This window comes from Escherichia sp. MOD1-EC6819 (genome assembly GCF_002965765.1).
GTDB lineage: Bacteria > Pseudomonadota > Gammaproteobacteria > Enterobacterales > Enterobacteriaceae > Escherichia > Escherichia ruysiae.
In genome coordinates this window covers 132,188-157,404 of the sequence record NZ_PTRG01000002.1, presented here as the reverse complement: position 1 = coordinate 157,404, position 25,217 = coordinate 132,188, and the positions used below count along the sequence as shown (strand labels likewise).

Here is a 25,217-nt window from a genome sequence, read left to right as displayed (position 1 = left end):
GGGCAACATGCGGAGGAAATATGAAACTGTTGATTGTCGAAGATGAAAAGAAAACTGGCGAATACCTAACCAAAGGGTTAACCGAAGCCGGTTTTGTGGTCGATTTAGCCGACAACGGGCTGAATGGCTACCATCTGGCGATGACCGGTGATTATAACCTGATAATCCTCGATATTATGCTGCCGGACGTGAACGGCTGGGATATCGTGCGCATGTTGCGTTCTGCCAATAAAGGGATGCCGATTCTGTTGCTCAGCGCGCTGGGTACGATTGAACATCGCGTCAAGGGACTGGAGCTGGGAGCGGATGACTACCTGGTGAAGCCGTTCGCTTTTGCTGAACTGCTGGCGCGGGTGCGCACTCTACTGCGGCGCGGGGCGGCGGTGATTATCGAAAGTCAGTTTCAGGTTGCCGATTTGATGGTCGATCTCGTCAGCCGCAAAGTCACCCGCAGCGGCACGCGCATCACTTTGACCAGTAAAGAATTTACTCTGCTGGAGTTTTTCCTCCGCCATCAGGGCGAAGTGCTGCCCCGCTCGCTTATCGCCTCGCAGGTATGGGACATGAATTTTGACAGCGATACCAACGCCATTGATGTGGCGGTGAAGCGGCTGCGCGGCAAAATCGACAACGACTTTGAACCAAAGCTGATTCAGACCGTGCGCGGCGTGGGTTACATGCTCGAGGTGCCGGATGGCCAGTAAGCCGTTTCAGCGCCCGTTTTCGCTGGCAACCCGCCTGACCTTTTTTATCAGCCTTGCCACCATCGCGGCATTTTTCGCCTTCGCATGGATCATGATCCACTCGGTAAAGGTGCATTTTGCCGAGCAGGATATTAATGATTTAAAAGAGATTAGCACCACGCTAAAGCGCGTTCTTAATCATCCCGAAGAGACACAAGCCCGACGCTTAATGACGCTGGAAGACATTGTCAGTGGTTATTCCAACGTGTTGATTTCCCTGGCAGATAGCCACGGAAAAACGGTGTATCACTCCCCCGACGCGCCGGATATCCGCGAGTTTGCGCGCGACGCCATACCCGATAAAGACGCACGGGGCGGCGAGGTATATCTCCTTTCTGGCCCGACGATGATGATGCCGGGCCACGGTCATGGGCATATGGAACACAGCAACTGGCGGATGATTAGCTTGCCGGTTGGCCCGCTGGTGGACGGCAAACCTGCTTATACGCTCTATATCGCGCTATCGATCGATTTTCATCTTCATTACATAAATGATTTGATGAATAAACTTATTATGACCGCATCGATCATCAGCATCCTGATCGTCTTTATCGTGCTGTTGGCGGTACATAAAGGCCATTCGCCAATTCGCAGCGTCAGTCGTCAGATCCAGAACATTACTTCAAAAGATCTCGATGTTCGCCTTGACCCGCAGACCGTGCCGATTGAGCTGGAACAGTTGGTACTGTCGTTCAACCATATGATCGAGCGTATTGAGGATGTCTTTACCCGCCAGTCCAATTTCTCAGCGGATATCGCCCACGAAATTCGCACGCCGATTACTAATCTCATTACGCAAACGGAAATCGCCCTCAGCCAGTCGCGCAGCCAGAAGGAACTGGAAGATGTGCTCTACTCTAATCTCGAAGAGCTGACGCGAATGGCGAAAATGGTCAGCGATATGCTGTTTCTCGCCCAGGCCGATAACAACCAGTTAATTCCCGAAAAGAAAATGCTCAACCTGGCAGATGAAGTCGGCAAAGTGTTCGATTTTTTCGAGGCGTTAGCGGAAGATCGCGGCGTGGAGTTGCGGTTTGTTGGCGACGAATGTCAGGTTGCGGGCGATCCGCTGATGCTGCGTCGGGCGTTAAGCAACCTGCTTTCTAATGCCCTGCGTTATACGCCACCCGGAGAGGCAATTGTAGTGCGCTGCCAGACGGTCGATCACCAGGTGCAAGTTACCGTCGAAAACCCCGGTACGCCCATTGCGCCCGAGCACTTACCGCGATTGTTTGACCGTTTCTATCGCGTTGACCCCTCCCGTCAGCGAAAAGGCGAAGGTAGCGGCATTGGTCTGGCGATAGTGAAATCGATAGTTGTCGCGCATAAAGGCACGGTTGCAGTAACGTCAGATGCGCGGGGGACAAGGTTTATTATCACATTACCCGCTTAATTATTCAGCAAACGGCAACTTTTATAACCAGTGTAAAAATAACGTGCCGCAATAGTCATACCTATTAATGGTAAAAAGCTGTCACAATTCATAAAAAACCTTAATATACGCCACCCTAAACATAACCAGCGTTAATGTAAGGTTTTTGTGTGGACTGGCTTCTTGATGTTTTTGCTACCTGGCTCTACGGCTTAAAAGTAATCGCGATAACGTTAGCGGTCATCATGTTCATCAGCGGGCTGGACGATTTTTTTATTGATGTCGTCTACTGGGTACGCCGCATTAAACGCAAGTTGAGTGTTTATCGCCGCTACCCGCGAATGAGTTACCGCGAACTGTATAAACCAGATGAAAAACCGTTAGCGATTATGGTTCCGGCGTGGAATGAAACGGGCGTCATCGGCAATATGGCCGAGCTGGCGGCGACCACGCTCGACTACGAAAACTATCATATCTTTGTTGGCACCTACCCCAACGACCCCGATACTCAGCGTGATGTTGACGAAGTGTGCGCTCGCTTCCCGAATGTGCATAAGGTAATCTGCGCGCGTCCTGGCCCCACCAGCAAAGCCGACTGTCTGAACAACGTGCTGGACGCCATCACCCAGTTTGAACGTAGCGCCAATTTCGCTTTTGCTGGTTTTATTCTGCATGACGCCGAAGATGTGATTTCACCGATGGAATTGCGTCTGTTCAACTATCTGGTCGAGCGTAAAGATCTGATTCAGATCCCGGTGTATCCGTTTGAACGCGAATGGACACACTTCACCAGCATGACCTATATCGATGAATTTTCAGAACTGCATGGCAAAGATGTTCCGGTGCGTGAAGCTCTCGCCGGACAGGTGCCTAGCGCAGGCGTCGGCACCTGCTTCAGCCGCCGCGCCGTGACCGCGCTGTTAGCCGACGGTGACGGTATCGCTTTCGACGTGCAGAGTCTTACCGAAGATTACGATATTGGTTTCCGCCTGAAAGAAAAAGGTATGACGGAAATTTTTGTCCGTTTTCCGGTGGTGGACGAAGCCAAAGAACGCGAGCAGCGTAAATTTTTACAGCACGCGCGGACGTCAAACATGATCTGCGTGCGCGAATATTTCCCCGATACCTTTTCGACTGCGGTTCGACAAAAATCTCGCTGGATCATCGGCATTGTTTTCCAGGGCTTTAAAACCCACAAATGGACCTCCAGCCTGACGCTGAACTACTTTCTCTGGCGCGACCGCAAAGGGGCAATCAGTAACTTTGTCAGCTTCCTCGCGATGCTGGTGATGCTCCAGCTTTTGCTGTTGATGGCGTATGAAAGTTTGTGCTCCGATGCCTGGCATTTTCTTTCTATTTTCAGCGGCAGCGCATGGTTAATGACCCTGCTGTGGCTAAACTTTGGCTTGATGATCAACCGCATTGTGCAACGGGTGATTTTTGTCACTGGCTACTACGGCCTGACGCAAGGTTTACTCTCCGTCCTGCGGCTATTCTGGGGCAACCTGATTAACTTTATGGCCAACTGGCGCACGTTGAAACAGGTTCTTCAGCACGGCGACCCGCGTCGCGTGGCATGGGATAAAACGACGCATGATTTCCCCAGCGTGACTGGCGATACCCGTTCGTTGCGCCCGTTAGGTCAAATCCTGCTGGAAAATCAGGTCATCACTGAAGAGCAACTCGATACAGCACTGCGTAATCGTGTTGAAGGTCTACGCCTCGGCGGTTCGATGCTGATGCAGGGATTGATTAGCGCCGAGCAACTGGCGCAGGCACTGGCGGAGCAAAACGGCGTGGCGTGGGAATCGATCGATGCCTGGCAGATCCCTTCCTCGCTGATTGCCGAAATGCCTGCGTCCGTGGCGCTACATTATGCGGTACTGCCGCTGCGTCTGGAAAACGATGAGTTAATTGTCGGCAGCGAAGATGGTATCGATCCGGTTTCACTGGCGGCTCTGACACGTAAGGTCGGACGCAAGGTGCGTTACGTCATTGTTCTGCGCGGGCAAATCGTCACCGGTTTACGTCACTGGTATGCGCGTCGTCGCGGTTATGACCCACGAGCAATGTTGCACAATGCGGTTCAGCAGCAATGGCTCACTGAACAGCAGGCCAGCGACATCTGGCAGCAATATGTACCGCATCAGTTCCTGTTCGCCGAAATACTGACCACGCTCGGCCATATTAATCGTTCTGCAATTAACGTGTTGTTATTGCGCCATGAACGCAGCTCACTGCCGCTCGGTAAATTTTTGGTCACCGAAGGCGTTATCAGCCAGGAAACGTTGGATCGCGTCCTGACAATTCAACGCGAATTACAAGTTTCGATGCAATCACTATTACTCAAAGCAGGTTTAAACACAGAACAGGTTGCGCAACTGGAGTCCGAAAATGAAGGAGAATAACCTTAATCGCGTCATCGGATGGTCTGGTTTACTGCTGACGTCTTTATTGAGTACCAGCGCACTCGCAGACACTATCGGCACCAGCGCAGAAGAGCTGGGGCTTAGCGACTATCGCCATTTTGTTATTTATCCCCGTCTCGATAAGGCGCTAAAGGCACAGAAAAATAACGACGAAGCAACCGCCATCCGCGAATTTGAATATATTCATCAGCAGGTGCCGGATAATATTCCGTTGACGTTATATCTGGCGGAAGCCTATCGCCATTTTGGTCATGATGATCGCGCGCGGCTGTTGCTTGAAGATCAACTGAAACGTCATCCTGGTGATGCCCGCCTTGAACGCAATCTTGCGGCTATTCCAGTAGAAGTCAAAACCGTTAATACCGTTGAAGAACTGCTGGCTCAGCAAAAAGCGTGCGATGCTGAGCCGACCCTGCGTTGTCGCAGTGAAGTCGGGCAGAATGCCCTGCGACTGGCACAGTTGCCTGTCGCCAGAGCGCAACTGAACGATGCGAAGTTTGCCGCATCGCCGGAAGGAAAAACGTTGCGTACCGATCTGCTGCACCGCGCAATCTACCTCAAGCAGTGGCCGCTGGCAGAAGCGTTATTCAGTGAATCACGGCAACAAAATACATTAAACGCGGCAGAACGCCGTCAGTGGTTTGACGTGCTTCTTGCCGGGCAGCTGGACGATCGGATCCTGGCGCTGCAATCACAGGGGATCTTCACCGATCCACAGTCATATATTACTTACGCGACCGCGCTGGCTTATCGTGGCGAGAAAGCACGCCTCCAGCATTATCTCATTGAAAATAAGCCGCTGTTTACCACGGACGCACAAGAGAAAAGTTGGCTCTATCTGTTATCTAAATACAGCGCCAACCCCGTTCAGGCGTTGGCGAATTATACGGTGCAGTTTGCCGATAACCGCCAGTATGTTGTTGGCGCAACGCTACCGGTGCTTTTAAAAGAAGGTCAGTACGACGCAGCGCAAAAACTGCTCGCCACCCTCCCCACCAATGAAATGCTTGAGGAGCGTTATGCCGTTAGCGTAGCGACCCGTAACAAGGCTGAAGCTCTGCGTCTGGCACGATTGCTGTATCAGCAAGAACCGGCAAATCTTACCCGCCTGGATCAACTGACCTGGCAACTGATGCAGAACGAGCAGTCACGCGAAGCTGCCGATTTATTGCTGCACCGCTATCCTTTCCAGGGCGATGCGCGTGTCAGCCAGACTCTAATGGCGCGACTGGCGTCTCTGCTGGAAAGTCATCCTTACCTGGCAACTCCGGCGAAAGTGGCGATTTTATCGAAACCCTTGCCGCTGGCGGAGCAACGTCAGTGGCAAAGTCAGTTGCCGGGTATTGCAGATAATTGCCCGGCGATAGTCCGCCTGCTGGGCGATATGTCGCCTTCCTACGATGCTGCGGCCTGGAACCGTCTGGCGAAGTGTTATCGGGACACGCTACCCGGTGTGGCGTTGTATGCATGGCTTCAGGCCGAACAACGGCAACCGAACGCCTGGCAACATCGCGCGGTGGCTTATCAGGCGTATCAGGTTGAGGACTACGCCACCGCACTGGCGGCCTGGCAGAAAATCAGCCTTCACGACATGAGCAATGAAGATCTACTTGCTGCCGCCAATACCGCTCAGGCGGCAGGAAATGGCGCGGCTCGCGATCGCTGGCTTCAGCAGGCAGAACAACGCGGGCTGGGAAACAATGCTCTGTACTGGTGGCTACATGCACAACGTTATATTCCTGGTCAGCCGGAACTCGCACTGAACGATCTCACGCGCTCAATTAACATTGCACCTTCTGCTAACGCTTACGTTGCGCGGGCGACGATTTATCGCCAACGTCATAATGTCTCAGCGGCGGTGAGCGATTTGCGCGCCGCTCTGGAACTGGAACCCAATAACAGCAATACCCAGGCGGCGCTCGGTTACGCCTTGTGGGATAGCGGTGATATCGCGCAATCGCGGGAAATGCTGGAACAGGCACATAAAGGATTGCCGGACGATCCGGCACTGATCCGACAACTGGCCTACGTGAACCAGCGTCTGGATGATATGCCTGCAACACAACAGTACGCCCGACTGGTGATTGATGATATTGATAACCAGGCGCTGATAACCCCACTTACGCCAGAGCAAAATCAGCAACGCTTCAATTTCCGCCGTCTGCATGAAGATGTCGGTCGCCGCTGGACGTTCAGTTTCGATTCTTCCATCGGCTTGCGTTCCGGGGCGATGAGTACCGCTAACAACAATGTTGGCGGCGCTGCGCCAGGGAAAAGCTATCGTAGCTACGCGCAACTGGAAGCCGAGTACCGCATCGGGCGCAATATGCTGCTGGAAGGCGACCTGCTTTCGGTTTACAGCCGCGTCTTTGCCGATACCGGAGAAAACGGTGTAGCAATGCCGGTGAAAAATCCGATGTCCGGCACCGGCCTGCGCTGGAAGCCCCTGCGCGACCAAATCTTTTTCCTCGCCGTTGAACAGCAGTTGCCGCTGAACGGACAAAATGGCGCCTCCGATACCATGCTGCGCGCCAGTGCCTCGTTCTTTAACGGCGGCAAATACAGCGACGAGTGGCACCCGAACGGTTCAGGCTGGTTTGCCCAAAACCTGTATCTCGATGCGGCGCAATATGTCCGCCAGGATATTCAGGCGTGGACGGCAGATTATCGCGTGAGCTGGCATCAGAAGGTGGCGAACGGACAAACCATTGAGCCTTACGCTCACGTTCAGGACAACGGCTATCGTGATAAAGGCACTCAGGGCGCGCAGCTTGGCGGTGTTGGCGTGCGCTGGAATATCTGGACCGGCGAGACGCACTATGATGCCTGGCCGCACAAAGTCAGTCTCGGCGTCGAATATCAGCATACCTTTAAGGCGATTAATCAACGTAGCGGGGAGCGCAACAACGCGTTTCTCACCATTGGAGTGCACTGGTAAATGCGTAAGTTAATTTTCGTAATGCTGACACTGCTGCTGGTCAGCCCTTTTTCCTTTGCGATGAAAGGTATCATCTGGCAACCGCAAAATCGTGACAGTCAGGTCACCGACGCCCAGTGGCAGGGACTGATGAGTCAGTTGCATTTGCAAGGATTCGACACCCTGATTCTGCAATGGACCCGTTACGGCGATGCGTTCACCCAGCCAGAACAGCGTGCATTATTGTTCAGACGAGCAGCGGCAGCGCAGCACGCTGGCCTGAAGCTGATTGTTGGCCTGAATGCCGATCCGGAATTTTTTATGCATCAGAAGCAGTCATCTGCGGCGCTGGAGAGCTATCTTAATCGCCTGCTGGCGGCCGATCTCCAGCAAGCCAGATTATGGAGCGCCGCACCGGGCGTAACGCCGGATGGCTGGTACATCAGTGCGGAAATTGACGATCTGAACTGGCGCAGCGAAGCCGCCCGTCAGCCATTGCTGAAATGGTTAAACAATGCTCAGCGACTGCTTAGTGATGTTTCGGCAAAACCGGTTTATATCAGTAGTTTCTTCGCCGGAAATATGTCGCCCGATGGCTATCGGCAACTGCTGGAACAAGTTAAAGCAACCGGCGTTAATGTCTGGGTACAGGATGGCAGCGGCGTGGATAAACTCACCGCCGGGCAGCGCGAACGTTATCTGCAAGCCAGTGCAGATTGCCAGGCTTCCTCACCCGCCAGCGGCATTGTTTATGAACTGTTTGTCGCGGGCAAAGGTAAAACGTTTGAAGCTAAACCAAAACCGGATGCGGAGATCGCCTCGCTATTAGCAAAACGTTCCGCCTGCGGCAAAGACGCGCTCTATTTCTCCCTGCGCTATTTGCCCGTCGCGCGTGGCATCCTCGAATATTAATTGTTTAAGGGAGCAACTTTGCTTGCTCCCTTCCTTTTCACTTTCCTAATCAGAATCCTGTTTGTATTAATTGTTTAGCAGATTCTCTTTTTTCAACGCATTTTATGCGTCTCGGTTTTGCCCCACTACGACCTGCATAGCCAATAAGAAGATAGCCGTGACACAAATAACCGGTGCAGCCACTACTCAGAGGCATTATATAATCATATTCATGCCACTATATAACCTGTAAATAAGAACAATCATTCATTGATTGCAATAACATCAGCATATTCCTTTACACAGGAATAAAACCTTTTATTTAATAAACAAAGAGAGTCAAAGATGAGTAAAATTACAGGCGTTTTAGTTGACAACCATATCTATGATATTAACAATGATATGAAGAATGGTTACCATTTTCCTAACTGCTTGTTTCCAGGCGCCACCTTTAAGATGGTTATTGATAATGACCCGGTTAATAATGACAAGGTAAAATGGAGCTGTAGCACTGATGCAGACAATAATGTTCTGGCGGTCAGTCAGGATGGCACAGTAACTTTTCCTGACGTTGACGAAAAGTGTATTGGGAAGATTTTTGCTATTTTCGCCACTGATAAATCAACGAACAAAACTGCCGGTATTTATATTTTTACTGTTAAGCGTTTTTTAAATACAGCATTGAAACTTATGATTCAATTCAAAAGATTTTACCATGGGTTGAGAGCATGAACGGAGAATTTCCTGAAGCACAGGATATCGATAGTTACGATTATAATGATCATAATTCAGGTCATATTATCTCGCGAGAAGTTAACGCAGGTCTTTACCAGGAGTGGGGCAATGTAGCTAATAGTGGATGGAATACAAATAATGAGATTGGCGGTATTTGTAGAATTTACGCTTTTAATAAAGAAAATAATATTTATTATTGGCTGAAAAATGATGGAGTCAGACAGGTATTGAGCGGGGGACTCACCGCTCAGGCAGTAGCATCCTACGGTGACTCTATCAACTGATTGTACTTTTTGTCCACTATCATTTGTATTATTACAGCGTAAACATTCACTGAAATTATAAAATTAAACTTACGCATAACCACCCGTTCAGCGGGTGGTTATCATTTTATCAGCGATGTGTACGAAGGTTAAAAATAAACAAACTTAATATTTCATTTTTATTTTTCTATAAACTATCAACTCTCGATATCAAATACCTACCTATACCGCCAATATCCGTTTCATCACAAAATGCTGGCGGCATTTCTCACCGAAAACTTTATTGCTACTGTTCAAAACGCAAATGTGGTAATCCCCTGCTCCACTTGCCAAAAAAAATTTACCCGCAGTATAAAAAGTAGCCCGTATAAACATACAGGCTACCATATTTCACTCGATTCAAAAGAAATTATTTTTAATGTGGTGCGCTTCGTGACAATAAGTTAATTACCAACACTCCGGCACAAATCAACATCATGCCTATAATGGCTGGCAGATCCAACCGTTGGCCGAAAAATCCCCAGGACAGTAAACTAATCAGGACGATACCGACTCCTGACCAGATAGCATAAGCAATCCCTGTAGGAATATAAGCCAGCGTCTGAGCTAATAACCAGAATGATGCACAGTAACAAATAATTGTACCAACAGAGAGCCATAACCGTGTAAAACCCTCTGAAAACTTCATTAAAGTTGTACCAATGACTTCTGCAAGTATTGCGCCACCAAGATAAATATAAGGGTTCATAGCATATTCTTTCCTGTTAATACCGGAGCGAATTGTACTACAGTTTGAACTTAACTCACCGGATTCATTCTGGTGCATTCATTGATGTTCTTCATCAGTGCTTCAGGAAATGGGCGGATGGGAATCCATAGAAATGGTGCGTAGATATACTCACCTTGCACCTAATCATTTGACGGAGCACGCGGGGAAAATAGACGACATTTTTGGTGATGATGTCCCAGATATGTCCCACTCTGGAATTATGGAGGAGATAAAGAAGGCGTAACTGATTGAATTTTAATGGCGCGCCCTGCAGGATTCGAACCTGCGGCCCACGACTTAGAAGGTCGTTGCTCTATCCAACTGAGCTAAGGGCGCATTGATACCACAATGTGTGTGTAATTGCGTGAATTATACGGTCAACCCTTGCTGAGTCAATGGCTTTTGAACCGGTTGCTGAACAAGTGTACGACCGCATCTGATTTACCTCGCTACAGCGGCAAACCAACGACGGTTATCATTATCGCCAGGTACAGAAGGTTTTACTTTTCAGAAAACGAAAACTGACAGCACGCCCCGCTTCTGACAAAATAGACGCATCCCCTTCGACCTACGTAACAGATGGAATCCTCTCTCTGATGGCAGCAAAGATTATTGACGGTAAAACGATTGCGCAGCAGGTGCGCTCTGAAGTTGCTCAAAAAGTTCAGGCGCGCGTTGCGGCCGGACTGCGGGCGCCAGGACTGGCCGTTGTGCTGGTGGGTAGCAACCCTGCATCGCAAATTTATGTCGCAAGCAAACGCAAGGCTTGTGAAGAAGTCGGGTTCGTCTCCCGCTCCTATGACCTCCCGGAAACCACCAGCGAAGCAGAACTGCTTGAGCTTATCGATGCGCTGAACGCCGACAACACCATTGACGGCATTCTGGTGCAGTTGCCGCTTCCGGCGGGAATTGACTACATCAAAGTGCTGGAACGTATTCACCCGGACAAAGACGTGGACGGTTTCCATCCTTATAACGTCGGTCGTCTGTGCCAGCGCGCGCCGCGTCTGCGTCCTTGCACTCCGCGCGGTATCGTCACGCTGCTTGAGCGTTACAACATTGATACCTTTGGTCTTAATGCTGTGGTGATTGGCGCATCAAATATCGTCGGTCGCCCGATGAGCATGGAACTGCTGCTGGCAGGTTGCACCACCACCGTGACTCACCGCTTCACCAAAAATCTGCGTCATCATGTAGAAAACGCCGATCTGTTGATCGTTGCCGTCGGCAAGCCGGGCTTTATTCCAGGTGACTGGATCAAAGAAGGCGCAATTGTGATTGATGTCGGCATCAACCGTCTGGAAAATGGCAAAGTTGTGGGCGACGTAGTGTTTGAAGAAGCGGCTAAGCGCGCTTCTTACATTACGCCCGTTCCCGGCGGCGTTGGCCCGATGACGGTTGCCACGCTGATTGAAAACACGCTCCAGGCGTGCGTTGAATATCATGATCCACAGGGTGAGTAACATGGCGACATTTTCTTTAGGTAAACATCCGCACGTTGAGCTGTGCGACTTGCTGAAACTGGAAGGCTGGAGCGAAAGCGGCGCGCAGGCGAAAATCGCGATCGCCGAAGGCCAGGTGAAAGTCGACGGCGCGGTTGAAACACGCAAACGTTGCAAAATCGTCGCCGGTCAGACAGTGAGTTTTGCAGGGCACAGCGTACAGGTTGTTGCCTGATCCCACTTCGGCCTGCCGGTATGCAGGCCGATTCTCTTTTCAGACCTTTGCCCTCTTCGTCGCTTTCATCCATGCTGATAGCGTCGACATTTTGCCGAAGCGATCATCATGCCAACCGTTATTACTCACGCCGCCGTTCCCCTTTGTATTGGTTTAGGTCTGGGATCGAAAATCATCCCTCCGCGTCTGTTATTTGCCGGAATCGTCCTGGCGATGCTGCCAGACGCCGACGTATTGTCGTTTAAATTTGGCGTTGCTTACGGCAATGTCTTTGGTCATCGCGGGTTTACCCATTCGCTGGTGTTTGCGTTTGTTGTCCCGTTACTATGCGTACTTATTGGTCGACGATGGTTCAGGGCTGGGCTGATTCGCTGCTGGCTGTTTTTAACCGTCTCGTTGCTATCGCACAGCTTGCTGGATTCGGTAACCACTGGCGGTAAAGGCGTTGGCTGGCTGTGGCCGTGGTCAGAGGAACGCTTTTTCGCTCCCTGGCAGGTGATTAAAGTTGCACCGTTCGCGTTGTCTCGTTACACCACGCCATACGGGCATCAGGTGATTATTTCTGAACTGATGTGGGTATGGTTGCCGGGAATGGTGCTGATGGGAATGCTGTGGTGGCGCAGGCGATAACCGGATGCGAGAACTCGCATCCGGCAATAGAGTAATTACTTACGACGCCAGGTGGTTCCTTGCGGACCATCTTCCAGCACGATCCCCATCTCGTTAAGACGGTCACGCGCCGCATCTGCTGCCGCCCAGTCTTTCGCTTTACGGGCATCCAGACGTTGTTGAATTAACGCTTCAATCTCTGCCACTTCGCTGTCGTCTGCCTGCGCGCCGCTTTGCAGGAACGCTTCTGGTTCCTGCTCCAGCAGACCCAGCACGGCAGAGAGTTTACGCAGGTGAGACGCCATTGCGTTCGCCGCTGCCATATCTTCTGCTTTCAGGCGGTTCACTTCACGCGCCATATCAAACAGCACGGAATAGGCTTCCGGGGTGTTGAAATCGTCGTCCATCGCCTCAATAAAGCGCGCTTCAAACGCTTCGCCACCGGCAGGTGCAACGGTTTTGTCTGTGCCGCGCAGCGCGGTATAGAGACGCTCCAGCGCCGCACGCGCCTGCTTCAGGTTCTCTTCGCTGTAGTTCAACTGGCTGCGATAGTGACCGGACATTAAGAAGTAACGCACGGTTTCAGCGTCGTAGTATTTCAGCACATCGCGCACGGTAAAGAAGTTACCCAGCGATTTGGACATCTTCTCGCGGTCAACCATCACCATGCCGGAGTGCATCCAGTAGTTTACATACTGACCATCATGCGCACAGGTGGACTGGGCAATTTCGTTCTCGTGGTGCGGGAACATCAGGTCAGAACCGCCGCCATGGATATCAAAGTGGTTACCCAACTGTTTGCAGTTCATTGCTGAACACTCAATGTGCCAGCCTGGACGACCCGCGCCCCACGGAGACGGCCAGCTTGGTTCGCCCTCTTTAGACATCTTCCACAGAACGAAGTCCATCGGGTTGCGTTTGTCGTCGACCACGTCAACGCGCGCGCCTGCCTGCAGCTGGTCAAGATCCTGACGCGACAGCACGCCATAAGTCGGATCGGTCGGTACGTCGAACATCACGTCGCCGTTATCCGCTACATAAGCGTGACCTTTGGCGATCAGTTGTTCAGTGAGTTCAATAATTTCTGCGATATGGTGCGTCGCGCGCGGCTCCATATCCGGGCGCAGAATGTTCAAAGCATCAAAATCTTTGTGCATTTCGGCGATCATGCGATCCACCAGCGCCACAAAGCTTTCACCATTTTCATTGGCGCGTTTGATGATTTTGTCGTCGATATCGGTAATGTTGCGCACATACTTCAGCTTATAGCCGAGGAAACGCAGATAGCGCGCAACCACGTCAAAGGCAACAAAGGTACGCCCGTGACCGATATGACAGAGATCGTAAACGGTGATTCCACACACGTACATGCCGACTTCCCCGGCGTGAATAGGCTTAAATTCCTCTTTTTGGCGTGTCAGAGTATTGAAGATTTTTAGCATCGAAGATTCCGTTTAGACATGTGTGGGTAATTGAGTTGCGTATAATACCCATATTTCCCGCGCGATTCAGCATACATTGCGAGATGATCCGATCGTGCGGTTATGCTATAACACCACCCTATATATGACCCGAACCGGGTTGAAGCACCAATCAAACGGAACAGGATGCAAAAATGGTTACTTTCCACACCAATCACGGCGATATTGTCATCAAAACTTTTGACGATAAAGCACCTGAAACAGTTAAAAACTTCCTGGACTACTGCCGCGAAGGTTTTTACAACAACACCATTTTCCACCGTGTTATCAACGGTTTTATGATTCAGGGCGGCGGTTTTGAACCGGGCATGAAACAAAAAGCCACCAAAGAACCGATCAAAAACGAAGCCAACAACGGTCTGAAAAATACCCGTGGTACGCTGGCAATGGCTCGTACTCAGGCTCCGCACTCTGCAACTGCACAGTTCTTCATCAACGTGGTTGATAACGACTTCCTGAACTTCTCTGGCGAAAGCCTGCAAGGTTGGGGCTACTGCGTGTTTGCTGAAGTGGTTGAAGGCATGGACGTGGTAGACAAAATCAAAGGTGTTGCAACCGGTCGTAGCGGTATGCACCAGGACGTGCCAAAAGAAGACGTTATCATTGAAAGCGTGACCGTTAGCGAGTAATCGTGGCGACACTCTTTATTGCAGATCTTCATCTCTGCGTGGAAGAACCGGCGATCACCGCCGGTTTTCTGCGTTTTTTAGCGGGGGAAGCCCGCAATGCCGACGCGCTGTATATTCTTGGCGATCTGTTTGAAGCATGGATTGGCGACGACGATCCCAACCCACTCCATCGCCAGATGGCGGCAGCAATCAAAGCGGTATCCGATTCCGGCGTTCCCTGTTATTTCATTCATGGCAACCGTGATTTTCTGCTCGGCAAACGCTTTGCCCGTGAAAGCGGCATGACGTTATTGCCGCAAGAAAAGGTGCTCGAACTTTATGGTCGTCGGGTGCTGATTATGCATGGCGACACGCTGTGCACCGATGATGCGGGTTATCAGGCTTTTCGCGCCAAAGTCCACAAACCGTGGCTACAAACGCTATTCCTCGCCCTGCCGTTGTTTGTGCGCAAACGCATTGCCGCGCGAATGCGCGCGAACAGTAAAGAAGCCAACAGCAGTAAATCGCTGGCAATTATGGATGTAAACCAAAACGCAGTGGTCAGTGCGATGGAAAAACATCAGGTGCAATGGCTGATCCACGGGCATACGCATCGCCCGGCGGTGCATGAATTCATCGCCAATCAGCAACCTGCTTTCCGCGTGGTGCTGGGTGCCTGGCATACCGAAGGTTCGATGGTGAAAGTCACGGCGGATGACGTTGAGCTAATCCATTTCCCGTTTTAATAACGCACAAGTTTGCTGATTCCACAGCCACGCAACCGTTTTCCTTGCTCTCTTTCCGTGCTATTCTCTGTGCCCTCTAAAGCCGAGAGTTGTGCACCACAGGAGTTTTAAGACGCATGTCTTCCCGCAATAATCCGGCGCGTGTCGCCATCGTGATGGGGTCCAAAAGCGACTGGGCTACCATGCAGTTCGCCGCCGAAATCTTCGAAATCCTGAATGTCCCGCACCACGTTGAAGTGGTTTCTGCTCACCGCACCCCCGATAAACTGTTCAGCTTTGCCGAAAGCGCCGAAGAGAATGGTTATCAGGTGATTATTGCGGGCGCGGGCGGCGCGGCGCACCTGCCAGGCATGATTGCCGCCAAAACGCTGGTGCCAGTGCTGGGCGTGCCAGTACAGAGCGCCGCACTGAGCGGTGTCGATAGCCTCTACTCCATCGTACAAATGCCGCGTGGCATTCCGGTGGGTACGCTGGCGATTGGTAAAGCGGGCGCGGCAAACGCGGCGTTGCTGGCAGCACAAATTCTTGCGACTCATGATAAAGAACTGCACCAGCGTCTGAATGACTGGCGCAAAGCTCAGACCGACGAAGTGCTGGAAAACCCGGATCCGCGAGGTGCGGCATGAAACAGGTTTGCGTGCTCGGTAACGGGCAGTTAGGCCGAATGCTGCGTCAGGCAGGCGAACCGTTAGGCATTGCTGTCTGGCCGGTCGGGCTGGACGCTGAACCTGCGGCGGTGCCTTTTCAACAAAGCGTGATTACCGCTGAGATCGAACGCTGGCCGGAAACTGCATTAACCCGCGAGCTGGCGCGCCATCCGGCCTTTGTGAACCGCGATGTGTTCCCGATTATTGCCGACCGTCTGACTCAGAAGCAACTTTTCGATAAGCTCCACCTGCCGACCGCACCGTGGCAGTTACTTGCCGCTCGCAGCGAGTGGCCTGCGGTGTTTGATCGTTTAGGTGAGCTGGCGATTGTTAAGCGTCGCACTGGTGGCTATGACGGTCGCGGTCAATGGCGTTTACGCGCCGATGAAACCGAACAGTTACCGGCAGAGTGTTACGGCGAATGTATTGTCGAGCAGGGCATTAACTTCTCTGGCGAAGTGTCGCTGGTTGGCGCGCGCGGCTTTGATGGCAGCACGGTGTTTTATCCGCTGACGCATAACCTGCATCAGGACGGTATTTTGCGCACCAGCGTCGCTTTCCCGCAGGCCAATGCACAGCAACAGGCGCAAGCCGAAGAGATGCTGTCGGCGATTATGCAGGAGCTGGGCTATGTGGGCGTGATGGCGATGGAGTGTTTTGTCACCCCGCAAGGTCTGCTGATCAACGAACTGGCTCCGCGTGTGCATAACAGTGGTCACTGGACGCAAAACGGCGCCAGCATCAGCCAGTTTGAGCTGCACCTGCGAGCGATTACCGATCTGCCGTTACCGCAACCGGTAGTGAATAGTCCGTCGGTGATGATCAACCTGATTGGTAGCGATGTGAATTATGACTGGCTGAAACTGCCGCTGGTGCACCTGCACTGGTACGACAAAGAAGTCCGTCCGGGGCGTAAAGTGGGGCATCTGAATTTGACCGACAGCGATACATCGCGTCTGACCGCGACGCTGGAAGCCTTAATCCCGCTGCTGCCGCCGGAGTATGCCAGCGGCGTGATTTGGGCGCAGAATAAATTCAGTTAATCAGGTACTCATTTTCTTGCCGGATGCGGCGTGAACGCCTTATCCAGCCTACCGATCCGGCACCCATTGTAGGCCTGATAAGACGCGTCAAGCGTCGCATCAGGCACAAATGTCTACTGCCTACAACTACAGCGAAATACAGGTCCCCGCCTCGCCCGCCAGCGTCTCTTCAATCCGCGATAACGCCCCAATCCACGCGGGTTTACCACCGCTTCTGACATAGCCACTCACCGCCGTTACCTTCGGCCCCATCGAACCATCGGCTTTGGCAAATGGAGCTAACTCATCCGGTGTGGCATGGCGAATGGCACGTTGCTGCGGCGTTCCCCAGTTTTCATATACCGCATCAGCATCGGTGAGGATCACCAGTCCATCGGCATTAATCTGCTCGGCGAGCAACGCAGCGGCGAGATCTTTATCAATCACCGCTTCACTCCCAGCCCCGTCTTCCGTCACAGGCACACCACCGCCGCCACTGCAAATCACCACATGCCCCTCTTTGAGCAACAACTCGATGGCTTCGCTGTCGAGAATTTTACGCGGTTGCGGAGACGCCACCACCCGGCGCAAATATTTACCATCACGTTTCATATGCCAGCCGTAAGCCGCTTCCAGTGCCTCTTGTTCTTCTGGCTGATAAACCGGACCAATAAACTTCTCTGGCTGCAAAAACGCCGGATCATCCGGCGAAACCTCAATGCGCGTCAGCACCGTCGTGACAGGCGGCATCTGCGGCTGTGCGCTCAAACTCTGCGCCAGCATATAGCCAATCATCCCCTGGCTTTCCGCCACCAGCACATCCAGCGGATACGGTTCTACCTCTTTCCACGCCAGATTCTGTAACGCCAGCAGCCCCACCTGCGGCCCGTTGCCGTGAACAATCGCCAGCCGATAAGAACGGGCCAGGCGCGCCAGCGCAGGTACAGCACTGGCGATATTGCGATATTGATTTTCTGCCGTCAGCGCCTCACCGCGCTGAAGCAAGGCATTGCCCCCAAGAGCTACAACCAGTGTTTTCATGGTTTTCCTTGTAATAATTGTTGGCCAAGCCAGAACCCCAGCAGCGTATCTGCCCCTGACGTATGCCCCAGCGCCAGCAGCGAATCAATCGCAACAGCGGTACGTTTCGGGCAACTCAGAGCATGAACAAAGTGCAGGAGTGGCGAGGCGAAATATCCTTGCGCGGCATAACGTAAATAACTGACGCTCACCGCTGTGGTAACGAGTTGAAGATTGTCGGAACAGGCAAAAAACGGGCGACCGGAGCGCGCATCTAAAGCGCCATAATACCAGGCCGCCAGCAGCATTCCCGTCAGCGTGTCATCATGACTTGGCGTTAATCCGGGGCCTTTACCCAGCCAGTGCCGCCAGTCGGTCTTAACGCCATTGAGCGCGGCCTGAAAACAGTGACGAAACTGGCGTAATTCAGCGGGCAGCGGATCGCTTGCCGCCAACGCCAGTGGCCCGAAAAGCCCGGTTTCCTCCGCGCGTTGCATCCATGCTGCTGCAAGCGGTTGAGGATGTGCAGGCGGCGTAATACGCAGCAAACAATAACGCTGTGGCTGTTTAACCGTGAAACGTCCAAGGCGAATCCCTTGAGCCACAACCTGTGGTCGTTCATTGCCGCATAATCCACCGCATAACGCATCGAATTGCTCGCGGCGAAGCACCCATCCTCCGGGGCCGAAACCACTACCCTGACGATGCAGCGTTAACAGTTCGCCGCTTTCCGTCATCAGGTTAATCGCCCGTCGCCACACTCCCGCTAACCGCCAGGACTGGCGATAATTCGGTGCGCTACGGCTGGCAAGCAGAGGATGGATGATCGTCATTGCGCGTTCCTCAACCAATCCCCATGCTTTCAGCCAGTGCTTCCAGCGCCTGTTCAAAGCACGCCAGCGGCGCCCGCACAGTGCCTGCACCAATCTGCCCGATACCCGCCTCTTTATGGGCGATACCAGTATTGATGAGCGGCGTAATGCCGGTTTCTACCACGCGACGAATATCCAGCCCCAGGCACGCGCCCTGGAAATCCCAGCCGGGGATCTGCAACTGCATATTGCGTTCAAGGAAGATTTCCGCCATCTCTTCAGAAACCGTTCTGGCAGCTTCCATACCACCTGCACCGACGAAGCGCGTTACGCCAGGTGCTGCGATCATTGCGGCTCCGCCAATACCAAAGGTTTCGGTAATCGCGCTATCGCCCATATCCGGGTTTGCCTGCTCCTGCGAGAAGCCGGTGAAAAACAGACCTTGCGGAGTGTTTACAGGCGCAGTAAACCAGCGTTCGCCCAACCCGCTTACCCGAATCCCGAACATGTTGCCGTTGCGGGTCATTGCCGTGACGATGCTGCCCGCGCGGATCATCGCACCTGCATCCATCGCCGCCTTGCAATAGGCCATCGCGAGGTTGAGGAAGAACTGATCGGTCACGCTGAGGAAATCCATCACTTCGGCGATGTGCTGTTTATCATGATCGAGGCGGGCAATTTGTGGGGCCAGCGCACGCATTAACAATGCTGAGGAAGCAATATTGCGCTGATGGAACTCATCGCCCATCGTAATGCCCTGCGCCATCATCGCGGTGAGATCGATACCGCGCTCCATGCGCCCCAGCGCGGCGCTTAATACCGGCATTAACACGTCGCGCATCCAGCGGTGACGGGTCAGAACATCTTCGCCGTAAGCGCCAAAACGCATCACTTTACCGATACCTTCATTCAGGTTGCAGTACGCCCGGTTGCCGTCGGTCACGTTCTCGACCACCAGCATCGGCATACTGGCAGAAGTAATGCCGCCCATTGGCCCGACGGCATTCACATGGTGACAAGGAATGAAGTTCACTTCCCCTTGTTCAAGCATTGCCAGCGCCTGCGCTTCATCTTTCGCCCAGCCTTCGAACAGACATGCGCCCACGCACGCCCCTCTCATGGGGCCGGTCATCTCCTGCCAACGCATCGGCGGCCCGGCGTGAAGCAGTGTTTTGCCCTGATTCAATTCGCTAATGAGTAAAGACGCCGGTTGCACATCCAGCCAGTGTGGACGAGCGCGACGAATTTGTTCGATAACCGCAGCATTGGCTTGCGCCACTGATGTAAACATGGGAACCCCTTATTGCAAACGTTCTAATAAACGAGCCAGTTTTTTATTGCCGCCAGCGACTGGCGCCCATTGGTAATGCACGACCGGTTTGCTGGCGCCTTGTAGTTCCAGCGCAAAACTGCGTAATCCGATGTTAATCACCGCGACGTGTTCCAGTAATGACGGTGTGTGTTGCAGTGTGGCAGGCGAAAGCGGGCGAATCAGTGCCGCCGCCAGTAATGTGGCTTCCGGCAGCGAACTCACTACCGCGATCCCCGCATCTTCCAGGATGGCGATTTGCTGCGAGCGGCATTGCGGGTCACGTTCGGTACCTGTCACCGTGGCAATGGCGTACAGCGGTTGGTTGTCTGAACGCGCGGCACAGGCTTTCTGCCAGGCGCTTACCAGCGAGGCCGCAGGATCGGCGGTCGCACCGAAGCCAATCACCACATCAAGCAGCAATACGCGCACGTGTGGTTTTGCACCAAGCTCGGCAATTAACTGGTTGCGTAAGGTCGGGTCGATCATCGGATGGGGACGCCCGACGGTGTAGAAATCATCGCCCAGGTCAATGATCTGGTGACCATCAGCGTCCAGCATCATGCCGTGATGATGGGCATCGTCGGCTACCACGCCAGGATGCCCGGCAAGTAATCCCGCCGCTTCGGCGGCCAGCGTACCGCCGGTATACAAGCCGCAAATAAATCCGCTGCTGACAGGCGCTATTGCGTTACGTCGCGCCGTAACGCGTGAAAGCAGGCAAGCCAGGCGCGCGGCATCATCCAGCGAGGAGGCAAACCAGACATTCTCTTCACGAGCCACCGCCGGGGCATAACCTAAAAACAGCGCCACCGTCGGTTTACCCGTCGCTTTCATCGCGTTAACGATACGCAGGCACACGGCTTCGGCAGGTGGTTTAGAGACAAACGCCAGCACTTCACTTTTCGCATCGGCACTCAACATTTCCAGCGCCGTCAGCGCACTGATGCCGCCCACTTCACGACTGAGATCGCGCCCGCCAAGACCAATCGCGTGAGTAATTCCCTCACCTGCCAGCGCAATCTGCGAGCACAGTTCCTGAATCCCTGTACCAGAAGCGCCAATGACACCAATATTGCCTTCCGGCATCACATTGGCGAAAGCCAGCGGCGTGTCGGCAATCATCGACGTACCGCAGTCCGGTCCCATCACCAGCAAGCCTTTTTCCCGCGCGCGGGTTTTGAGTTGGATTTCATCTTCCAGCGTGACGTTATCGGAGAACATCATCACGTTGAGGTTGCGATCCAGCGCCTGATTCGCCAGCTCTGCCGCGTACTCACCAGCCACTGAAATCAGCGCCAGATTGGCATCGGGTAATTTCTGGCAGGCACTGTCCCAGCGACGCACCTGCGTCAACGCCTGGCTGCTGCCTGAACCTTGCGCCAGTTGTTTTAGCGCCTCTTCAAGCTGCTGCATAATCGCCTGCGCGATCCCCGCATCCGCCGCTTCGCTACGAATTGCCACGCAAATATCGTTCGGCGTGGCGTTATTAAAATCGTCATGCCAGAAACCTGTGGTATCTAATAACGCTTTATTGGCGGGCGTACCCATCATTACGGAAACATCATCAATATTTTCTGATTCGCTGAGTTTTCGTGAAATAATCATTAAACTGACCGAATCCTGAAAACACCCTTTTTTAATAAAGGCGTGGATCATAACAACTCCTTAAAAATTGCACCCATGGCAATTGCACGAGCAGTGTTAATGTGTCAATCACGGTATCGATGACCGATGAAAAATAAGGTGATGAATATCACACAGGAATTATTAGCAAAAGAATTCAAATAACCGCCAGACTATTATCTGCTAATTTTTAACAAGCAGGGTTATTTTAAAAAACAAACCAAAAGTGCGCGGATTATCAAATAAATTCTAACTATATTTTTTTGCCTGTCTGGATCACATAATCCAGATATTTTCCCTGTATGTTAATTGCAGTCATGCTTCACACCGTCGTTAAAAAGGAAGACAGATGAAAATCAGTCGGGAAACACTCCACCAGCTAATCGAGAATAAACTCTGCCAGGCTGGATTAAAACGTGAGCACGCTGCAACCGTGGCTGAAGTATTGGTTTATGCCGATGCCAGAGGGATCCACTCTCATGGCGCGGTACGCGTGGAATACTACGCAGAACGTATTTCGAAAGGCGGCACCAACCGCGAACCGGAGTTCCGTCTTGAAGAAACGGGGCCGTGTTCGGCAATTTTACATGCCGACAATGCCGCCGGGCAGGTCGCCGCGAAAATGGGCATGGAACATGCCATTAAAACAGCACAACAAAATGGCGTTGCGGTGGTCGGTATCAGCCGGATGGGTCACAGCGGCGCAATCTCTTATTTTGTGCAGCAGGCAGCCCGCGCCGGATTAATTGGCATTTCGATGTGCCAGTCCGATCCAATGGTGGTGCCGTTTGGCGGCGCGGAAATTTACTACGGTACTAACCCACTTGCCTTTGCCGCGCCGGGAGAAGGCGACGAGATCCTTACCTTTGATATGGCGACTACCGTACAGGCATGGGGAAAAGTGCTCGACGCCCGCTCGCGTAATATGTCTATCCCGGATACCTGGGCGGTCGATAAAAACGGTGCACCAACAACCGATCCGTTCGCGGTACATGCTCTGCTCCCCGCCGCTGGGCCGAAAGGGTATGGCCTGATGATGATGGTTGACGTCCTCTCAGGCGTGTTACTCGGCTTACCGTTCGGGCGACAGGTTAGTTCGATGTATGACGATTTACACGCCGGGCGTAATTTGGGGCAATTACATGTAGTTATTAACCCGAACTTTTTCTCCTCCAGCGAAATATTCCGTCAACATCTTAGCCAGACCATGCGTGAATTAAATGCCATTACCCCCGCGCCCGGTTTTAACCAGGTTTATTATCCCGGTCAGGATCAGGATATTAAACAACAAAAAGCCGCCGTCGAAGGCATCGAAATTGTTGATGATATTTACCAGTATTTAATTTCCGACGCGCTTTATAAGACGTCATACGAAACGAAAAATCCCTTTGCGCAATAATTATTGAGACAGGACTTTCCTATGATTACACATTTTCGTCAAGCTATAGAAGAAACGCTGCCCTGGCTTTCCTCTTTTGGCGCTGACCCAACCGGCGGTATGACCCGTTTACTTTATTCGCCGGAATGGCTGGAAACCCAACAGCAATTTAAAAAAAGAATGGCAGCAAGCGGGCTGGAAACACGTTTCGATAAAGTGGGAAATTTATACGGTCGCCTGAATGGCACCGAATATCCACAGGAAGTGGTTCTGAGCGGTTCGCATATCGATACCGTGGTTAACGGCGGTAACCTCGACGGGCAATTCGGCGCACTGGCGGCGTGGCTGGCAATTGACTGGCTGAAAACACAATACGGCGCGCCGCTACGTACTGTCGAAGTGGTGGCGATGGCGGAAGAAGAAGGCAGCCGCTTCCCGTATGTCTTCTGGGGCAGTAAAAATATCTTTGGGCTGGCGAATCCTGACGACGTGCGGAATATCTGTGATGCCAAAGGAAATAGTTTTGTCGATGCGATGAAGGCTTGCGGATTCACTCTGCCGAACGCCCCACTAACTCCGCGTCAGGATATTAAAGCCTTTGTCGAACTGCATATCGAACAGGGCTGTGTGCTGGAAAGTAATGGGCAGTCAATTGGCGTGGTGAATGCAATTGTCGGGCAACGTCGCTATACGGTGACGCTGAACGGCGAATCAAACCATGCAGGCACCACGCCGATGGGCTATCGTCGTGACACGGTTTATGCGTTTAGCCGCATTTGCAATCAGTCCGTAGCCAAAGCGAAAAAGATGGGCGATCCGCTGGTGCTGACCTTTGGCAAAGTGGAGCCGCGCCCAAATACGGTTAACGTAGTGCCGGGTAAAACCACGTTCACCATTGATTGTCGTCACACCGACGCTGCCGTGCTGCGCGATTTCACCCAACAGTTAGAAAACGACATGCGGGCGATTTGCGATGAAATGGACATTGGTATTGATATCGATTTATGGATGGACGAAGAACCGGTGCCGATGAACGAAGAGCTGGTCACCACCCTGACGGAACTGTGTGAAACAGAAAAACTGAATTACCGGGTGATGCACAGTGGTGCCGGGCACGACGCGCAAATTTTCGCGCCTCGCGTGCCGACCTGCATGATTTTCATTCCCAGCATTAACGGGATCAGCCATAACCCGGCGGAACGCACCAATATTACCGACCTTGCCGAAGGGGTCAAAACGTTGGCACTCATGCTTTATCAACTTGCCTGGCAGAAATAAGGAGTTATAAATGGGATATTTAAATAACGTCACCGGTTACCGCGATGATTTACTGGCTAACCGTGCGATTGTTAAACACGGTAATTTCGCGCTGTTAACCCCGGATGGTCTGGTAAAAAATATTATTCCTGGCTTTGAAAATTGTGACGCGACAATCCTGTCCACACCAAAGCTTGGCGCTACGTTTGTCGATTATCTGGTGACGCTGCATCAAAACGGCGGTAATCAGCAGGGATTCGGCGGAGAAGGAATTGAAACGTTCCTGTATGTCATTTCTGGAAATATCACTGCCGAAGCCGAAGGAAAAACATTTGCCTTAAGCGAAGGTGGCTATCTTTATTGCCCGCCAGGCTCCTTAATGACGTTTGTTAATGCCCAGGCCGAAGACAGCCAAATCTTCTTGTATAAGCGCCGCTATGTTCCGGTAGAAGGTCATGCGCCGTGGCTGGTTTCTGGCAATGCCAGCGAACTGGAACGCATTCATTATGAAGGCATGGACGATGTTATTCTGCTGGATTTTCTGCCCAAAGAGTTAGGTTTTGATATGAATATGCATATCCTCTCTTTTGCGCCAGGTGCCAGCCACGGTTATATCGAAACCCACGTTCAGGAGCACGGTGCTTATATTCTTTCCGGTCAGGGAGTTTATAACCTCGATAATAACTGGATCCCGGTAAAAAAAGGCGATTACATCTTTATGGGCGCTTATTCTTTACAGGCCGGTTATGGCGTAGGGCGTGGTGAAGCGTTCAGCTATATTTACTCGAAAGATTGTAACCGCGACGTAGAAATTTAAGTCATACCGCTCGCCTGATTATTTTTAGCTATGTTGGATTTTGCCACGGTTTATACCGTGGCTTTTTTTGCGGTAAATTCAGGTAAAAA

General features: G+C 52.2%; 23 protein-coding genes, 1 tRNA gene and 1 pseudogene. 18 read left to right on the top strand and 7 right to left on the bottom strand.

All coding sequences use genetic code 11. The features are described from left to right. Positions 1–20 precede the first annotated feature (20 nt). From cusR to A7Z06_RS21935, 7 genes are all read left to right on the top strand, one after another. Entirely contained in the window at positions 21–704 is a 684-nt protein-coding gene (gene cusR, locus A7Z06_RS03250; RefSeq protein ID WP_000770960.1) for a copper response regulator transcription factor CusR, read from the top strand. Continuing rightward, the gene (cusS, locus tag A7Z06_RS03245) at positions 694–2,136 is read left to right on the top strand and encodes a Cu(+)/Ag(+) sensor histidine kinase CusS (protein ID WP_000157200.1); all 1,443 of its coding nucleotides are present in this window, start codon (positions 694–696) and stop codon (positions 2,134–2,136) included. Before cusR ends, cusS begins: the two co-directional genes overlap by 11 nt. A gap of 149 nt (positions 2,137–2,285) precedes the next feature. Further along, a complete protein-coding gene (gene nfrB / locus A7Z06_RS03240; RefSeq protein ID WP_105279340.1) occupies positions 2,286–4,523 on the top strand; it encodes a cyclic di-3',5'-guanylate-activated glycosyltransferase NfrB in 2,238 nt (745 codons plus the stop codon). Then, positions 4,510–7,482, top strand: a complete 2,973-nt coding sequence (gene nfrA / locus A7Z06_RS03235; RefSeq protein ID WP_105279339.1) for a bacteriophage adsorption protein NfrA — start codon at positions 4,510–4,512, stop codon at positions 7,480–7,482. The genes nfrB and nfrA overlap by 14 nt, the downstream gene beginning before the upstream one ends. Then, positions 7,483–8,373, top strand: coding sequence for a DUF4434 family protein (locus A7Z06_RS03230; RefSeq protein WP_001228559.1), 891 nt, complete (start codon positions 7,483–7,485; stop codon positions 8,371–8,373). 324 nt (positions 8,374–8,697) lie between these two features. Continuing rightward, positions 8,698–9,084, top strand: coding sequence for a hypothetical protein (locus tag A7Z06_RS21940; protein WP_241957195.1), 387 nt, complete (start codon positions 8,698–8,700; stop codon positions 9,082–9,084). Beyond that, positions 9,081–9,371 carry a hypothetical protein gene (locus A7Z06_RS21935; protein WP_241957194.1) on the top strand — a complete coding sequence of 97 codons (291 nt, stop codon included), beginning with the start codon at positions 9,081–9,083 and terminating at the stop codon, positions 9,369–9,371. Before A7Z06_RS21940 ends, A7Z06_RS21935 begins: the two co-directional genes overlap by 4 nt. A 394-nt stretch (positions 9,372–9,765) precedes the next feature. Here the strand turns inward: A7Z06_RS21935 and emrE are convergent, their stop codons facing one another. Next, positions 9,766–10,098 (bottom strand): multidrug efflux SMR transporter EmrE, encoded by a 333-nt coding sequence (gene emrE / locus A7Z06_RS03220; protein ID WP_001070434.1) that lies wholly within the window; start codon positions 10,096–10,098, stop codon positions 9,766–9,768. Between the two features lie 94 nt (positions 10,099–10,192). Between emrE and A7Z06_RS03215 the strand changes: the two are divergent. Further along, positions 10,193–10,363: pseudogene (locus tag A7Z06_RS03215) on the top strand (integrase); the annotation flags it as partial. 15 nt (positions 10,364–10,378) lie between these two features. Here A7Z06_RS03215 and A7Z06_RS03210 read toward each other — a convergent pair. Beyond that, positions 10,379–10,455 (bottom strand) — tRNA-Arg (locus A7Z06_RS03210). 260 nt (positions 10,456–10,715) lie between these two features. Here A7Z06_RS03210 and folD point away from each other — a divergent pair. The 3 genes from folD to A7Z06_RS03195 all read left to right on the top strand — a co-directional run bounded on the left by folD (position 10,716) and on the right by A7Z06_RS03195 (position 12,426). Next, the gene (gene folD / locus A7Z06_RS03205; protein ID WP_000729172.1) at positions 10,716–11,582 is read left to right on the top strand and encodes a bifunctional methylenetetrahydrofolate dehydrogenase/methenyltetrahydrofolate cyclohydrolase FolD; all 867 of its coding nucleotides are present in this window, start codon (positions 10,716–10,718) and stop codon (positions 11,580–11,582) included. Between the two features lies 1 nt (position 11,583). Continuing rightward, complete coding sequence (ybcJ, locus tag A7Z06_RS03200) at positions 11,584–11,796, top strand: ribosome-associated protein YbcJ (RefSeq protein WP_000190288.1); 213 nt, start codon at positions 11,584–11,586, stop codon at positions 11,794–11,796. 108 nt (positions 11,797–11,904) lie between these two features. Then, positions 11,905–12,426, top strand: a complete 522-nt coding sequence (locus A7Z06_RS03195; protein ID WP_001143528.1) for a metal-dependent hydrolase — start codon at positions 11,905–11,907, stop codon at positions 12,424–12,426. Between the two features lie 35 nt (positions 12,427–12,461). Here A7Z06_RS03195 and cysS read toward each other — a convergent pair whose 3' ends face one another. After that, a complete protein-coding gene (gene cysS, locus A7Z06_RS03190; protein WP_000912345.1) occupies positions 12,462–13,847 on the bottom strand; it encodes a cysteine--tRNA ligase in 1,386 nt (461 codons plus the stop codon). A gap of 173 nt (positions 13,848–14,020) precedes the next feature. Here cysS and ppiB point away from each other — a divergent pair, with 173 nt between their 5' ends. The 4 genes from ppiB (at position 14,021) to purK (ending at position 16,930) form a co-directional block, all read left to right on the top strand. Next, positions 14,021–14,515, top strand: a complete 495-nt coding sequence (gene ppiB / locus A7Z06_RS03185) for a peptidylprolyl isomerase B (protein ID WP_000256002.1) — start codon at positions 14,021–14,023, stop codon at positions 14,513–14,515. A 2-nt stretch (positions 14,516–14,517) separates the two neighbouring features. Next, positions 14,518–15,240, top strand: a complete 723-nt coding sequence (gene lpxH / locus A7Z06_RS03180) for a UDP-2,3-diacylglucosamine diphosphatase (RefSeq protein ID WP_000212268.1) — start codon at positions 14,518–14,520, stop codon at positions 15,238–15,240. Positions 15,241–15,356: 116 nt separating this feature from the next. Further along, a complete protein-coding gene (gene purE / locus A7Z06_RS03170; RefSeq protein ID WP_001295318.1) occupies positions 15,357–15,866 on the top strand; it encodes a 5-(carboxyamino)imidazole ribonucleotide mutase in 510 nt (169 codons plus the stop codon). Continuing rightward, positions 15,863–16,930, top strand: coding sequence for a 5-(carboxyamino)imidazole ribonucleotide synthase (gene purK, locus A7Z06_RS03165; protein ID WP_000815512.1), 1,068 nt, complete (start codon positions 15,863–15,865; stop codon positions 16,928–16,930). Before purE ends, purK begins: the two co-directional genes overlap by 4 nt. 126 nt (positions 16,931–17,056) lie before the next feature. On the opposite strand, the gene A7Z06_RS03160 is transcribed toward purK, so the two are convergent. From A7Z06_RS03160 to A7Z06_RS03145, 4 genes are read right to left on the bottom strand one after another with little or no spacing between them, the layout of a single operon-like run. Next, a complete protein-coding gene (locus A7Z06_RS03160) occupies positions 17,057–17,950 on the bottom strand; it encodes a carbamate kinase (RefSeq protein WP_000855370.1) in 894 nt (297 codons plus the stop codon). Further along, positions 17,947–18,762, bottom strand: a complete 816-nt coding sequence (locus tag A7Z06_RS03155) for a DUF2877 domain-containing protein (protein WP_105279338.1) — start codon at positions 18,760–18,762, stop codon at positions 17,947–17,949. The genes A7Z06_RS03160 and A7Z06_RS03155 overlap by 4 nt, the downstream gene beginning before the upstream one ends. Positions 18,763–18,772: 10 nt before the next feature. Continuing rightward, positions 18,773–20,032 carry a DUF1116 domain-containing protein gene (locus A7Z06_RS03150; RefSeq protein ID WP_000495346.1) on the bottom strand — a complete coding sequence of 420 codons (1,260 nt, stop codon included), beginning with the start codon at positions 20,030–20,032 and terminating at the stop codon, positions 18,773–18,775. A 9-nt stretch (positions 20,033–20,041) separates the two neighbouring features. Continuing rightward, positions 20,042–21,709 carry an acyl-CoA synthetase FdrA gene (locus tag A7Z06_RS03145; RefSeq protein ID WP_000580804.1) on the bottom strand — a complete coding sequence of 556 codons (1,668 nt, stop codon included), beginning with the start codon at positions 21,707–21,709 and terminating at the stop codon, positions 20,042–20,044. Positions 21,710–22,025: 316 nt separating this feature from the next. On the opposite strand from A7Z06_RS03145, the gene allD reads away from it, so the two are divergent. From allD to allE, 3 genes are read left to right on the top strand one after another with little or no spacing between them, the layout of a single operon-like run. Next, positions 22,026–23,075, top strand: coding sequence for an ureidoglycolate dehydrogenase (allD, locus tag A7Z06_RS03140; RefSeq protein WP_105279337.1), 1,050 nt, complete (start codon positions 22,026–22,028; stop codon positions 23,073–23,075). A gap of 21 nt (positions 23,076–23,096) precedes the next feature. After that, positions 23,097–24,332: an allantoate deiminase gene (allC, locus tag A7Z06_RS03135; protein WP_010346750.1), complete on the top strand. Its 1,236-nt coding sequence runs from the start codon at positions 23,097–23,099 to the stop codon at positions 24,330–24,332. Positions 24,333–24,342: 10 nt separating this feature from the next. After that, positions 24,343–25,128: a (S)-ureidoglycine aminohydrolase gene (allE, locus tag A7Z06_RS03130; protein ID WP_000540971.1), complete on the top strand. Its 786-nt coding sequence runs from the start codon at positions 24,343–24,345 to the stop codon at positions 25,126–25,128. Positions 25,129–25,217 lie beyond the last annotated feature (89 nt).

Coding starts and splice junctions, on each gene's coding strand:
- cusR (WP_000770960.1), top strand. CDS start 21: ATGAAACTGTTGATTGTCGAAGATGAAAAGAAAACTGGCGAATACCTA.
- cusS (WP_000157200.1), top strand. CDS start 694: ATGGCCAGTAAGCCGTTTCAGCGCCCGTTTTCGCTGGCAACCCGCCTG.
- nfrA (WP_105279339.1), top strand. CDS start 4,510: ATGAAGGAGAATAACCTTAATCGCGTCATCGGATGGTCTGGTTTACTG.
- A7Z06_RS03230 (WP_001228559.1), top strand. CDS start 7,483: ATGCGTAAGTTAATTTTCGTAATGCTGACACTGCTGCTGGTCAGCCCT.
- A7Z06_RS21940 (WP_241957195.1), top strand. CDS start 8,698: ATGAGTAAAATTACAGGCGTTTTAGTTGACAACCATATCTATGATATT.
- A7Z06_RS21935 (WP_241957194.1), top strand. CDS start 9,081: ATGAACGGAGAATTTCCTGAAGCACAGGATATCGATAGTTACGATTAT.
- emrE (WP_001070434.1), bottom strand. CDS start 10,098: ATGAACCCTTATATTTATCTTGGTGGCGCAATACTTGCAGAAGTCATT.
- folD (WP_000729172.1), top strand. CDS start 10,716: ATGGCAGCAAAGATTATTGACGGTAAAACGATTGCGCAGCAGGTGCGC.
- ybcJ (WP_000190288.1), top strand. CDS start 11,584: ATGGCGACATTTTCTTTAGGTAAACATCCGCACGTTGAGCTGTGCGAC.
- A7Z06_RS03195 (WP_001143528.1), top strand. CDS start 11,905: ATGCCAACCGTTATTACTCACGCCGCCGTTCCCCTTTGTATTGGTTTA.
- cysS (WP_000912345.1), bottom strand. CDS start 13,847: ATGCTAAAAATCTTCAATACTCTGACACGCCAAAAAGAGGAATTTAAG.
- ppiB (WP_000256002.1), top strand. CDS start 14,021: ATGGTTACTTTCCACACCAATCACGGCGATATTGTCATCAAAACTTTT.
- purE (WP_001295318.1), top strand. CDS start 15,357: ATGTCTTCCCGCAATAATCCGGCGCGTGTCGCCATCGTGATGGGGTCC.
- purK (WP_000815512.1), top strand. CDS start 15,863: ATGAAACAGGTTTGCGTGCTCGGTAACGGGCAGTTAGGCCGAATGCTG.
- A7Z06_RS03160 (WP_000855370.1), bottom strand. CDS start 17,950: ATGAAAACACTGGTTGTAGCTCTTGGGGGCAATGCCTTGCTTCAGCGC.
- A7Z06_RS03155 (WP_105279338.1), bottom strand. CDS start 18,762: ATGACGATCATCCATCCTCTGCTTGCCAGCCGTAGCGCACCGAATTAT.
- A7Z06_RS03150 (WP_000495346.1), bottom strand. CDS start 20,032: ATGTTTACATCAGTGGCGCAAGCCAATGCTGCGGTTATCGAACAAATT.
- A7Z06_RS03145 (WP_000580804.1), bottom strand. CDS start 21,709: ATGATCCACGCCTTTATTAAAAAAGGGTGTTTTCAGGATTCGGTCAGT.
- allD (WP_105279337.1), top strand. CDS start 22,026: ATGAAAATCAGTCGGGAAACACTCCACCAGCTAATCGAGAATAAACTC.
- allC (WP_010346750.1), top strand. CDS start 23,097: ATGATTACACATTTTCGTCAAGCTATAGAAGAAACGCTGCCCTGGCTT.
- allE (WP_000540971.1), top strand. CDS start 24,343: ATGGGATATTTAAATAACGTCACCGGTTACCGCGATGATTTACTGGCT.